A 12,723-nucleotide genomic window follows, 5' to 3' on the forward strand; every position below is an offset into this window, starting at 1 on the left:
AATCATCAGATTTGAGTATATTCCTCACATGACCGCGACCGGATTGACGGGCGAACCCGTCCCGCCGGGCACGTTCAGCGGCGTCACGACGAGCATGAACGCGTAACGGCCCGTTTCGGCGCAGGCCGCGGAGAGCGGCTCCAGATCGAGGTTGTCCAGCAGCGGCACCCCCATCGCGGTCACGGCGAGGGCGTGCACGGGGGAGTGCAGCCCCTCGACCGGCGACGGCCGTACGTCGCTGTCCCCGTCGCCCCCGAGCAGGGCGATGCCGCGCGCGGCCAGCAGCGGCAGGGCGTCCACGTGCCAGCCCGCGCTCGCCCCGCCGGGGTCCCAGGGGCCGGATTCCCGGCGGCGGCGCAGGGCGCCGGAGCGCAGCAGCACCGCATCGCCGTCCCCGACCGTCACACCCAGCTCCTCCTCGGCGGCGACGAGGTCCCGCGCGTGCACGGCGCGCCCGGGGTCGAGCCAGGGGATTCCGAGGACGGCGGGCAGGTCGACGAGCACGCCCCTGGTGACCAGCGGGCCGAGCGCCGACACCGCGCCGAAGCGGGCGCCCGCCGCGTCGACGCACTCGCGGGCCGCCCGGCCGTCGTACAGCTGCCCCCGGTAGGCGACGTGTGACAGCGCGTCGAGGTGGCTGACTCCCTTGCCGTGGTAGTCCACGGCCAGGAAGTCCTTGTAGACGGAGGGCTCCGGGGCCTCCACGTCGCCGAGCTCGGACATGTAGTGCAGGGCCGGCTTCGCGTTGTCCGGACCGGGCCGAGTGTCCCAGGGCCGGGCCATCGGGACGACCGTCCCGGACCTGACCAGGGCCGCGGCCCGCCGCACGTGGTCCGACGTCACCCGGTTCCAGGCGCCGCGGTCGGCCGCGGCCCACCGGCCCCACGTGCGGACCCGGTCGAAGAGCGCGTCGAACTCCTGTCGGGAGACGGCCGGCCCGTTGCCCGGAGCGGCGGCCGGCGGGGGGCCGGGGGCGTCGGCGGGTTCGTGGCTCATCTGCGCATCAGCGCTCCCGGGTCCATAGGGGCCAAAGGGGCCATGGGGTCCTCTCGGCTCTCTCGGTTCTCGCCCCAGGATTCCCCTTCGTGCCCCGTACGCGAGCGGGCGCGCGGGCCGACACCCGTCCCGTCGGTGTCAGACACCCGCCAGAGGGGCGGGGCCGCCCGTCAGGGCGACGTCGAGGCCGTCCGGCTGGACGCGTACGGACGTGGCCTTGAGGCCGAGCGGGTATTCCTTCGGCGCACCCGGCTCCGCTCCGAAGCCGCCCTCGCCCATGCCGAGCCGGCTGGTGGGGACGGAGCGGCCGAACACGGTGAGCCCGTCGACGGCGAGGGTGACCCTGCCGTCCGCGAGTACGGGACGCAGTGTCAGCTGTCCGGCGCCGCCGGGGCCCACGGCGGCGAGGATGGTCCCCCGTGCCGGATCGGTCGTGACCGCGGACACCGGCACGGCGGGCACGGCGGTCCGGATCGCGGTGGCGAGGGACTGCGTGGAGGCGGTCACCTCGGCGTGCGTAGCGCCGACGGCGGCCCCGTCGCCGAGCCGGACGTCGTCGAGCCGCGCGCGGACACGGACCTGCGGGAGGCGCCCGACCCGGGCGTCGTCGCTGCTGATGTCGAGGCGGGGGATGCTCCCGTGCGCCAGGTCCCACAGGGCCCAGTCGCCGGCCACGCCGACCGTCACGTCCTCCCCGAGACCGGGCGCCGCCTTCGTGACGTGGTCGCGGATCACGGAGCGGGCGGTGAACTCGGCCGCGCCCGCGGCGACGACGGCCAGCAGGACCACGCCGGTCGTGACGGTGAGGACGAGGTGGCGGCGCACGGCCGCGCGGGTCTTCGCCAGGTGCTGCTTCATCGCCGTTCTCCTTGACCGGCCGGAGCCGAGGCCGGGGCCGGGGCAGTGACCGGGGGCGTGGGGGCGGATGCGGCCGACGGCCCGGGTGCGGCAGGGGGTCCTTCCGGATCGAGGTGCGGAAGGAGCCGGTCCAGCCAGCCCGGGAGCCACCAGTTGGCCCGCCCGAAGAGGTACATGGACGCGGGCACCAGCAGCAGGCGGACCACCGTGGCATCGATGATCACACTGACGCCCAGTCCGAGGGCGAGCATCTTGACGGCGACGTTCGTGGAGAGCAGGAACGCCAGGAAGACACTGGTCATGATCAGGGCCGCACAGGTGATGACGCGGGCCGTGGCGGCCAGGCCCGTGGCGACGGCCAGGTGGTTGTCCTCCCGGTGCAGCCAGGCCTCGCGGATCCGGGACAGCAGGAAGACCTCGTAGTCCATGGAGAGCCCGAACACGATCGCGAACATCATCATCGGCACGTAGGACTCGACGGGCACCTTCTCGGTGACGCCGAACAGCGCGCCGCCCCAGCCCCACTGGAAGACCGCCACGACCACCCCGTACGCGGCGGCGATCGAGAACAGGTTGAGGACGGCGGCCTTGAGCGCGATGAGCGGACTGCGGAAGACGGTGAGCAGCAGCAGGAACGCCGCGGCGACGACCACACCGATGATCAGCGGCAGTTTGGCGGTGAGGGTGTCGGTGAAGGTCTGGGTGGCGGCGGCCGTGCCGGTGACGTAGCCCGTGGCGCCGGTGCCCGACAGCGCCTGCGGCACCGTTTCGTCCTGCAGGGTGTGGATCAGGTCGGCGGTGGCGCCGTCCTGCGGGCCGGTGGCCGGAATGACCGTGGTGATGAGCAGGACGTTGTCCGGGCTGGGCACCGGGGTCGTCACCGAGGCGACGCCCGGTACGGCGGCCAGTTCGCGCTGCAGCGAGGCGCCGAGGTCCTGGCGCAGGCCCTCGTCGGCGACCTGCCGGCTGTCGAGGTGGGCCACGACCGTGAGCGGGCCGTTGGCGCCCGGACCGAAGCCCTCGCTGATCAGGTCGTAGGCCCGGCGGTCGGTCCTGCTGGTGGACTGTGCTCCGGCGTCGACGTGCCCGAGCCGCATGGAGGCGACCGGGACGGCCAGGATGCCGAGCACGAGCAGGCCACTGACCAGGAACAGCCAGGGACGCCTGCTGACGCGGACCGCCCAGCGGTGCCAGACGTCGCCCTCACCGGTGGGTTCGGCGACCGGCGTGCGCACGTGGAGCCGGTCGATGCGGTGGCCGAGCAGGCCCAGCAGGGCGGGGGTCAGCGTCACGGTCGCGGCGGCGGCCACCACCACACTGATACCGGCCGCGACGCCGAGGGTGCCGATGAAGCCCACACCGGAGACGCAGAGCCCGCCCAGCGCCATGGCGACCGTGGCGGCGGCCACCAGCACGGCCCGCCCGCTGGTGGCGACCGTACGCCCGACCGCCTCGACGGGCTCGGTGCCCGCCTGGAGCAGGGCCCGGTAGCGGGTGGTCAGGAACAGCGCGTAGTCGATGCCGACGCCCAGGCCCATCATCGCGGCCAGGGTCGGGGACGCCTGCGCGAAGTCGAAGCTCCCGGCGAGCAGTCCGAGACCGGCCAGGCTGACGGCCAGGCCGAGCACGGCCGTCAGCAGCGGAAGACCGGTCGCGGCGACGCTGCCGAAGCCGATCAGCAGCACGAGCACCGCGACGGCCAGGCCGATGGCCTCCGAGGTGTGGTCGGCGGACTTGGGCGTGGCCAGCTGCCCGAGCGGAGCCCCGTACTCGACGGTGACCTGGTCGGAGCGCAGCGGCTCGACGGCGCTGTCGACCCCGGCGAGGTAGGAGGGGTCGAAGGTCGCCGGATTGCCGTCGAAGCGGACGGTGATCTGGGCGATCTCCCCGTTCGCGGAGACCGCCCCGGGCGTGGTGAGCGGGTCGGCCACCGACAGGACGTCCGGCAGCCGGCGCAGGGCGTCCACGGACGATTCGATCGCGGCCCGGTGACCGGTGACCGAACCCTGGTCGGAGGTGATCACGATGGGGGAGGCCGTGCCGCCGGAGCCGCTGGTGTGGGCGCCCAGCAGGTCGGCGCCGGTCTGCGTAGGGGTGCCCGGCAGGGTGAAGCTGTCCGCGAAGGTGCCTCCCCACGCGTGGTTGGCGAGCCCGAGACCGGCGAGCAGCACCACCCACAGGGCGACGACCCGCCAGGCGTGCCGGGCACACCAGCATCCGATCCGATGGAGGAGCCCCGGCCCCTCGGCCGATGAAGTGTTCATGGGGCCTGATGGTGCGCGGCGCGTGTAAGGGGGCCGTGGGCGCATTGTTCGGGGAATGTACGGGCGCCCGCGCACCGCGCAATCCGCGACCCGCACCCCGCACCCGCTCACGCGCTCCCGGGACCCGCCGGAAGGGTGACGGTGAAGCAGGCGCCGCCCTCCGGTCCGTGCCCGTCGACGCGGATGGCGCCCCCGAGGCGGCCGGTCAGCCGGTGGGCGATCGCCAGCCCCAGGCCGGAGCCGACCGGGCGGGTGCCCCGGTAGCGCTCGTGCAGGGCGCCGTGGTCGAAGGCGATGCGCACGTCGTCGTCGGTGAGGCCCGGTCCCCCATCGCGGACCTGCAGTTCGGCCCCGCCGTCCGGGGCCTCCCGGACCGCGAGGACCAGGGGCGCGCCCTCGGGCGTGACCCGCAGTGCGTTCTGGACCAGGCCGTCGATCAGCTGCCGGACCCGGAACGCGTCCGTCTCGACGACGACGGGCCGCCCGGGCCGCTCCAGCCGCAGCCCGACACCGTGGCGGGCGCAGGGGCCGGTCCAGAAGGCGCCGGCCTCGGCGACGACCGCGCCCAGGTCGGCGGGGGCCATGTCGAGACGGAAGTCGTCCGCCTCCAGCCGGGCCAGGTCCAGCAGGTCCCCCAGGAAGCGGTCCAGGCGCCGGGTCTCGTCGGCCAGGACACCGCCGACCTCGGGCACCCGCTCCGGCTCGATCAGGCCGTCGGCGAGCGCCTCGGCGTAGCCCTGCAGCGCGGTCAGCGGGGTGCGCAGGTCGTGGGAGACGGAGAGCAGGAACTCCCGCTGCCGGTTCTCGCTGTGTGCCAGGGCCTCGTCCAGGACGTTGAGGGCCCGCCCGATGTCCGCGGTCTCCCGGGGGCCGTCGACGGGGGCCGGTACGCCGCGTTCCCCGTCGGCGAGCCGGTGCGCGATCTGCGCGGCCCGTACGAGGGGACGGGCGATGCGCCGGGCCAGGAGCGCCCCGGCCAGGGCCGCGCCGAGCATGCCGACGATCAGCGGCACGATCACGTTGCGGCGGATCTGGTTCGTGTTCTCGCTGACGACCGCGTACGGCTCGGTCAGCACGACCGCGCCGCCGCGCACGCCGGGCCGCCCCACCAGCAGCACCTCCTCCCCGCCGAGCAGGCCCGTGGTGGAGACCGGCTTCCCGGCGAGCAGCGCGGCTTTCGACGCCCGGTCGACGGCCGGGGTGGCGGTTCCGCTCACCGTGCCGTCCGGGGCGATGACCGCGAGCTGCACGCCGTTCGGCCCCGCCAGGACCTGGGCGCCGGTGAAGAGCGCCTCGGACAGGGCCGGCAGCCGGCTGAGCACCGTCGCCTGACGCGTCAGCTGGTCGCGTTCGCGCTGCTCCGCGCCGTGCGCGGCGGTCTGCCAGGCGATCAGCCCGGTGAGCGCCACGGCGAGCGCCGCCACCACGGTGCTCAGCACCACGATGTTGCGGGCCAGCGAGCCACGGGTGCCGGTACCCGTACGGGCACCGGAGCGGGGGCGGTTCACGCGCGGGGGGCGATCGCGCTGTAGCCGACGCCCCGGACCGTACGGATCGGGCTCGCGTCGCCGAGCTTGGCGCGCAGCTGCGAGACGAAGACGTCGACCATCCGGGTGTCGCGGTAGCCCGGGTAACCCCACACCTGGGCGAGCAGCTGCTCACGGGTGAACACCTGCCCCACGTGCCGGAGCAGGTGCGCGAGCAGGTTGAACTCGGTGGCGGTGAGCTCGACCGGCTCGCCGTCGCGGCGCACGGTCCGGCTGACCGGGTCCACGCTCAGCCCGCCGAGGCTCTCGGCCGGCTGCGCGGGCGGCCCCGCCGCCCGGCGCAGAACCGTCTTGACCCGCGCGACCAGCTCGCGCGGCGAGAACGGCTTGGTCAGGTAGTCGTCCGCGCCCAGCTCCAGACCGAGGATCCGGTCGGCCTCCTCACCGCGCGCGGTGACCAGCAGCACCGGCGTCCAGTCGCCCGCGTCCCGCAGGGCACGGCAGAAGGCGATGCCGTCCATGCCGGGCAGGCCGATGTCCAGGACGATGGCCACCGGGTGCATCCGCCGCGCGGCCGCGAGCCCGGCGCTGCCGTCGGCCTCCACATGGACGCCGAAGCCCTCGCGCGACAGGTAGAGCCTCTGCACGTCGGAGATGTGGCGCTCGTCCTCGACGATCAGCACGAGGCCCTTGGACTCCGAACCCGTCATCACTGCCTCTCACGTGCGGAAACACCGTCGATGCTAACCCCATCGACCCGGCGTTCCGGCGGGCGCGCCGCGGCCCGTACATTCCCCGAACAATCCGCCGGCCCGGCGCCGTCAGACCTCCGGGAACACCGGGGCGATCCCGAGCGCGGGCGCGATGGCCCGCCAGACCGTTGACTGGGCCGTGGCGAGGTCGACCCGGGGGTCGTCCAGCATCAGACGGATGCCGAGGCCATCGCACAGGGCCAGCACCAGGGTGCCGATCGCGGCGACGTCGCAGTCGGTGAACTCGCCGGACGCGATGCCCCGTTCGACGGTCCCGGTGACCCACGCGTGCAGCTGGTCGTACAGGTCGACGGCGAGGGTCCGGGCCGTGCCGTCGCGCAGCGCACGCACCCACAGCTCCTGCCAGAGCTTCCAGTCCTGGCGGAGCTCCTCGTCCGTGGGCAGCATGCTGCGCACGATGCGGGCCAGGACGATCGCGGCCGGGTCCGTACCGGTGTCGCTGCCGGTGTCCGTGCCGGTCCGGGCGAAGGAGTGCGTCATCGCCTCGGCGAAGAGCTTCTCGCGGGTGTCGAAGTGGTAGTGCAGCAGGGCCTTGGAGACGCCGGCGTGCTCGGCGACCTTGCGCATGCTGACGTACTCGAAACCGATGTCGGCGATCACCTCGCACGCGGCCGTGAGGATGCGTTCCCGTGTTTCGAGTGCGCGCTCGGCCTTGGTCACGTTGGCTGCTCCCCGTGTCGGCGCCCGATGGGTCGGTGGGTGGGTGGTTGAGCGGGTGGAGGTTGCGCGGGTGGTGGGTGGAAGGTCCGGCGGCCGGGCCCGCCGGACCACCATCCTCCCGCATCCGGCCCCCGGGCCCCGGCCGTTGGGTCGCAGCGCGGCCGGGGAAGGGTCGGGAACGGGGTGGGGAACAGGGCCGGGAACACGGTCAGGAGTAGGTGTGGAAGCCCCGGCCCGTCTTGCGGCCGAGCAGGCCCGCGTCCACCATCCGGGCCAGCAGCGGCGGCGGGGCGTAGAGCGGCTCCCGGTACTCCGCGTACATCGACCGGGCGATGGCCTGGACGGTGTCCAGCCCGATGAGGTCGGCCAGGGCCAGCGGCCCCAGCGGGTGGGCGCAGCCCAGGGTCATCCCCTGGTCGATGTCCTCGGCCGAGGCGATCCCGGACTCGGCCATCCGCACCGCGGCGAGCAGGTACGGCACGAGGAGCGCGTTCACCACGAACCCGGCCCGGTCCTGGGCGCGGACGACCCGTTTGCCCAGCACTCCGGAGGCGAACTCCCGGGCGCGCCGGGCGGTTTCCTCGCCCGTGAGCAGGGAGGGCACCAGCTCCACCAGGGGGAGTACCGGAACGGGGTTGAAGAAGTGGAGGCCGACGACCTGGGCGGGCCGCGAGGTGGCGGCGGCCAGCCGGATGACCGGGATGGAGGAGGTGTTCGACGCCAGGACCGCGTCCCGGCGCTCCACCACCCGGTCCAGCCGGGCGAACACCTCCAGTTTGGCCCGCTCGTCCTCGGCCACCGCCTCGACGACCAGGTCCCGGTCCGCCAGCAGGGACATGTCCGTGGTCAGCGTGATCCGGCCGGTCGCGGCGTCCCGGTCGGCGGCGCTCAGCTTCCCGGCCGCCTCGGCCCGGGCCAGGGAGCGGTCGATCCGCTCCAGGCCGGCGTCCGCCGCGGTCCGGTCCGCCTCCACCACCACGACGTCGCGTCCGGCGCGGGCGCAGACCTCGGCGATGCCGGATCCCATCAGCCCGCAGCCCACGACCCCGACGCGCTCCAGGTCGGTCACCGGGTCACCGGCAGCTGCAGAACGCCCGTGCCGCGCTTGACCAGTTCACCCGCCACGATCAGGCGCTGGATCTCGGAGGTGCCCTCCCAGATGCGGTCGACGCGCAGTTCGCGGTAGAGCCGCTCGACCGGGTACGAGCGGTCGTAGCCGCGGCCGCCGAAGATCTGCAGGCACCGGTCGATGACCCGGCCGGAGGCCTCGCTCGCCGACAGCTTGGCGATGGCCGCCTTGGCGTGCAGCGTCTTGCGGTCGATCCCGCCCTCGTCGACCTCCCAGGCGACCTGGTGGGTGTAGGCGCGGTTGACGGCGATGTCGACGGCGCAGTCGGCGAGCATGCCCTGGATCAGCTGGAAGTCGGCGATGGGCGAGCCGAACTGGCGGCGCTCCACCGCCCAGTCGCGGGCCAGCTCCAGGGCGCGCTCGGCCGCCCCGATCGTCCGTGCGGCGATCATCAGCCGTTCCTCGGTGAACCAGGAGCGGGTGATGTCGTAACCGTTGCCCACCTCCCCGAGCACGGCGTCCGCCGGGACGTGCACGTCGGTGAAGGTGAACTCGGGGTGCTCGTAGACGAAGGTGTGCATCCAGCGGGGCACCCGGGTCATCTCGATGCCCGGTGTGTCCTTGTCGACGAGGAACAGGGTCGGTGCCCCCTCCTCCCCGGCGGCGGCGAGCACGATCATGAAGTCGGCGTGGTCGCCGACGGTGACGAACCACTTTTCGCCGTTCAGCACCCAGCCGTCCGCGGTCCGCGTCGCCGTGGTCTTCAGGCTCTGCGGGTCGGATCCGGCCTCGGGCTCGCTCACCGCGTAGCAGTCGCGGCGCCGTCCCCGGATGACGGGGACGAGGTACCGCTCGCGCTGCTCGGGGGTGCAGAAGGACAGCGCGTTCGCGGGACGCCACACCATGTCCCACAGGGCCCCGGTGAGCCGCCCGAGCTCGGCCTGGACCGTGACCTGCTCCAGGATCGTGAGCCCGGCGCCGCCCCACTCCGCCGGCATGTTGACGGCCTGCAGGCCGCTGTCGAGGACGGCGTCGCGGATCTCGGCGTGGGCCTGCGGGGGCAGGCCGTTGTTCTCCTCGCAGTCGAGCTCGTACTTCGTGATGAAGTCGGTGAGGGCGCGCGCCGCGTCCCTGAGCTCTTCCTGACGGGCGGTGAGACGGAAGTCCATGTCTGTGGTCCTTGTGATCGCGGGTACGGACGGGTGCGGACGGATGCGGTACGGGTGCGGTACGGATCCGGTACGGGGGAAGGGGCGGCAGGAGCGGTCAGGAGGCGGGCAGGGCCAGGGCCCGGGTGCCGCGCTTGATCAGCTCGTTGGCGATGATCAGACGCTGGATCTCGGAGGTGCCCTCCCAGATCCGGTCGACGCGCAGTTCGCGGTACATGCGCTCGACCGGGTACGAGCGGTCGTAGCCGCGGCCGCCGAAGATCTGCACGCACCGGTCGACGACCCGGCCGGCGGCCTCGCTCGCCGCGAGCTTCGCCGTCGACGCCTTGGCGTGCAGCGTCTTGCGGTCGGTGTGCGGCTGATCGGCTTCCCAGGCGACCTGGTGGGTGTAGGCGCGGTTGACGGCGATGTCGACGGCGCAGTCGGCGAGCATGCCCTGGATCAGCTGGAAGTCGGCGATGGGCGAGCCGAACTGGCGGCGCTGCACCGCCCAGTCGCGGGCCAGCTCCAGCGCCCGTTCGGCGGCGCCGACGGTACGGGCGGCGATCATCAGCCGCTCGTCCGTGAACCACTCCTTGGTCAGCTCGTACCCGTTGCCGACCCCGCCGAGCACGTCCTCGTCGGCGACGAACACATCGGTGAACGTGAACTCGGGGTGCCCGTTCACCGCGGAGTGCATGAAGCGCGGGACCCGCGTCATCTCGACACCCGGCGCCTGCTTGTCGACGAAGAACAGGGTCGCGGCCCGCTCCGGGCCCGCGTCCGCCTGCACCAGCAGGAAGTCGGCGATGTCGCCGCAGGTCACGAACCACTTCTCGCCGTTCAACAGCCAGCCGCCGTCGGTCCGGGTCGCGGTGCTCGTGCCCGAGCCGGGGTCCGAGCCCGCACCGGGCTCCGTGACCGCGAACGCGTCGAACCGCTCGCCCCGGATGACGGGCAGGAGGTACTTCTCCCGCTGCGCCCCGGTGCCGTACGCGAGGACGTTCGCGGGCCGCCAAGGGATGTCCCAGAGGCAGTTGGTGACCTTGCCGAACTCCTCCTCGACGATGACCTGGTCCAGCAGGGACAGGCCGGCGCCGCCCCACTCGGCGGGCATGTTGATCGCGTAGACGCCGGCGTCCATGGCGGCGCGGGTCAGTTCACGGACCGTGTCGGCCGGCAGCGGGCCGCCGGCCTCCTCGGAGCGGTCCTCGTACCGCATCAGGAGCTGGGCGTAGGCGGCGGCGCGGGCCTTGAGGTCCGCCTGCTCGGGGGTGTAGCGGAAGTCCATGGTGCGGTGTCCTCCGATGGAAGGGATGAGGGAGCGGGGGAGCGGGGGAAGCGGGGGAGCGGGGCCGGCCGGGGTCAGCCGAGGACGGCCCGGGCGTCCAGGGCCAGGGCGCCGTCCGGGCGCACCAGCAGGGGGTTGACCTCCAGCTCGGCGATCTCCGGATGGGCCGCGGCCACCGTCGTGATGCGCTCGATCACGGCGGCCGCGGCGGCCACGTCCACGGCCGGCCGGCCGCGGACGCCGTCCAGCAGTGCCGCGGTCCGCAGCCCGCGGAGCAGGGCCTCGGCCCGCCCGGCCGGTACGGGCGCCAGCGCGAAGGCCACGTCGCGCAGGGTCTCGGTGAGGACGCCGCCGAGCCCGACCATGGCCACCGGCCCGAACCGCGGATCACGGTTCACGCCCACGATCAGCTCGATGCCGTCCGAGAGGTCGGCCATCGCCTCGACCGAGTAGGCGGGGGCGCCGAGCCGGCCGTGCATCTCCCGGTACGCGGCGAGCAGCGCCTCCCGGTCGGCCAGCCGCAGCGCGACGCCGCCCGCGTCCGACTTGTGCAGGAGGTGCAGGGCCTTGAGCACGTACGGGCCCTCGAACTCCCCGGCCGCGGCCAGCAGTCCGGCCTCGTCGGTGATCTCGCGCGCGGCCGGGAACGGCACACCGCCGGCGGCGAGCAGCGTACGCACCCCGTGGTACCCGGCGTCCCGCAGCGGCGCGGCCGGATCGGGCAGGGCGGGGAACTCCGGGAGCTCCCCTGCGCCGCCGCCCGCCCGGCCGGTCATCGCCGACAGCGCGCGGGCGGCGTCCTCGGTGGCGGCGAACACCGGTACCCCGGCTCCGGCCAGCACCCGGCAGCTCGGGGACTGCGGATACATCGACTGCACGACCAGCGGCTTCGGCGCCGCCGCGAGGTGCGTGACGATCTTCTCCGCGGCCAGCGTCTCGCCCTCCGCGAGGACGGAGCCGCCGGCCGGTCCGCCGCCGAGGCCGCCGTCCGAGGCGGCGTAGCCACCGAAGTAGCCCGTCATCAGGACGGCGTCGACCTCGTCGGCGGCGAGGAGCTCCGCGACCGTGTCGGCGTACGAGAGCGGCTGCTGCTCGCCCATGCCGGCCAGGTCGACCGGGTTGCCGACCGCGGACTGCTCCCACAGCACGGTCCGCAGCCGGGCCTGCGTGGCCGCACCCAGTTCCGGCACGCCGAGGCCGGCGTCCTCGGCGGCGTCGGCGGCGATGGCGCCGTGGCCGCCGCCGTCGGTGAAGACCGCGGTCCGGGCGCCGCTCGCGCCTCGCTTCGTACGGGGGCGGCCCGGCCCGGCGCTCAGGGCGGCCAGGACGACCGTCATCTCCCGTGGCGTACGGACCAGTTCCACGCCCGCGTCACGGCAGGCGGCGGCCACCACGTCGGCCGAGGTGGTGAGCGCCCCGGTGTGCGACTGGGCGCTGCGCGCGGAGGCGGTGCCCCGGCCGGCGGTGAGCAGGACCACCGGCTTGCCCGCTGCGGCGGCGGCCCGGGCGAAGGCCCTGCCGTCGCCGAAGTCCTCGGCGTACACGGCGATCGCCGTGGTGGCCCCGTGGCGGGCGCAGTCCTCGACGAGGTCGACGAGGGTGACGTCCGCCTGGTTGCCGAGCGAGACGAACCGGGAGAAGCCCAGGCCGTGCGGGGCGCCGCGGAGCTGGAGTTCGAGGGCGAGGTTGCCGCTCTGGCTCAGCAGGGCGACCCCGCCGGGTGCGAAGCGGTCCGAGGCGAGGTAGAGCTCGGTCGTGTTGTCGGCGATGCCCAGGCAGTTGGGTCCGACGAGGACGGCTCCGGCCTCCTGGACGCGGGCGACGACCGCGCGCTGGCGGGCCAGTCCCGCGGGGCCGGCCTCGGCGAAGCCCGCCGTGATGCCGACGATCGCCTTCGCCCCGCAGGCCAGGGCGTCGTCGACGGCGGCCTCGAAGCCGCTGCCGGGGACGGAGATCACCACCAGTTCGACGGGTTCGCCGATCGCGGCGAGGGACGGGGCGGCCGGTCTGCCGAGGACGGTGCCGCCGCGCCGGTTCACCAGGTGCACCGGCCGCCTCCGTCCGTCGGCGCGCAGCGCCTGGGAGGCCACTGCGTGCCCGTACTTGGCGGGGTCGTCGCTGGCTCCGACGACGGCGACGGAGCGGGGGTCGAAGAGGGCGGTCAGATCGCGTCCCAT

The 12,723-nt window shown here is 74.0% G+C and carries 10 protein-coding genes; all 10 read right to left on the reverse strand.

The window, feature by feature from the left end; translation table 11 throughout:
• Positions 1 to 24: 24 nt before the first annotated feature.
• On the reverse strand, positions 25 to 996 hold the full coding sequence (locus ACIPYQ_RS10515; protein ID WP_401248474.1) for a cyclase family protein: 972 nt from the start codon (positions 994 to 996) through the stop codon (positions 25 to 27).
• Between the two features lie 138 nt (positions 997 to 1,134).
• Complete coding sequence (locus ACIPYQ_RS10520) at positions 1,135 to 1,854, reverse strand: DUF2993 domain-containing protein (protein WP_401248477.1); 720 nt, start codon at positions 1,852 to 1,854, stop codon at positions 1,135 to 1,137.
• A complete protein-coding gene (locus tag ACIPYQ_RS10525; RefSeq protein ID WP_401248480.1) occupies positions 1,851 to 4,118 on the reverse strand; it encodes an MMPL family transporter in 2,268 nt (755 codons plus the stop codon). Before ACIPYQ_RS10525 ends, ACIPYQ_RS10520 begins: the two co-directional genes overlap by 4 nt.
• Before the next feature lie 107 nt (positions 4,119 to 4,225).
• Positions 4,226 to 5,626 (reverse strand): ATP-binding protein, encoded by a 1,401-nt coding sequence (locus ACIPYQ_RS10530; protein ID WP_401248483.1) that lies wholly within the window; start codon positions 5,624 to 5,626, stop codon positions 4,226 to 4,228.
• Positions 5,623 to 6,315, reverse strand: coding sequence for a response regulator transcription factor (locus tag ACIPYQ_RS10535; protein ID WP_361756759.1), 693 nt, complete (start codon positions 6,313 to 6,315; stop codon positions 5,623 to 5,625). Before ACIPYQ_RS10535 ends, ACIPYQ_RS10530 begins: the two co-directional genes overlap by 4 nt.
• A 111-nt stretch (positions 6,316 to 6,426) precedes the next feature.
• On the reverse strand, positions 6,427 to 7,038 hold the full coding sequence (locus ACIPYQ_RS10540) for a TetR/AcrR family transcriptional regulator (RefSeq protein ID WP_362242427.1): 612 nt from the start codon (positions 7,036 to 7,038) through the stop codon (positions 6,427 to 6,429).
• 208 nt (positions 7,039 to 7,246) lie between these two features.
• Positions 7,247 to 8,107, reverse strand: a complete 861-nt coding sequence (locus ACIPYQ_RS10545; protein WP_401248487.1) for a 3-hydroxybutyryl-CoA dehydrogenase — start codon at positions 8,105 to 8,107, stop codon at positions 7,247 to 7,249.
• Positions 8,104 to 9,276, reverse strand: coding sequence for an acyl-CoA dehydrogenase (locus ACIPYQ_RS10550; RefSeq protein WP_361756768.1), 1,173 nt, complete (start codon positions 9,274 to 9,276; stop codon positions 8,104 to 8,106). The genes ACIPYQ_RS10545 and ACIPYQ_RS10550 overlap by 4 nt, the downstream gene beginning before the upstream one ends.
• 97 nt (positions 9,277 to 9,373) lie before the next feature.
• Positions 9,374 to 10,546: an acyl-CoA dehydrogenase family protein gene (locus ACIPYQ_RS10555; RefSeq protein WP_401248490.1), complete on the reverse strand. Its 1,173-nt coding sequence runs from the start codon at positions 10,544 to 10,546 to the stop codon at positions 9,374 to 9,376.
• 74 nt (positions 10,547 to 10,620) lie between these two features.
• A complete protein-coding gene (locus ACIPYQ_RS10560) occupies positions 10,621 to 12,723 on the reverse strand; it encodes an acetate--CoA ligase family protein (RefSeq protein WP_401248492.1) in 2,103 nt (700 codons plus the stop codon).

Origin of the sequence: Streptomyces sp. NPDC090045 (assembly GCF_044747975.1) — a bacterium.
GTDB lineage: Bacteria > Actinomycetota > Actinomycetes > Streptomycetales > Streptomycetaceae > Streptomyces.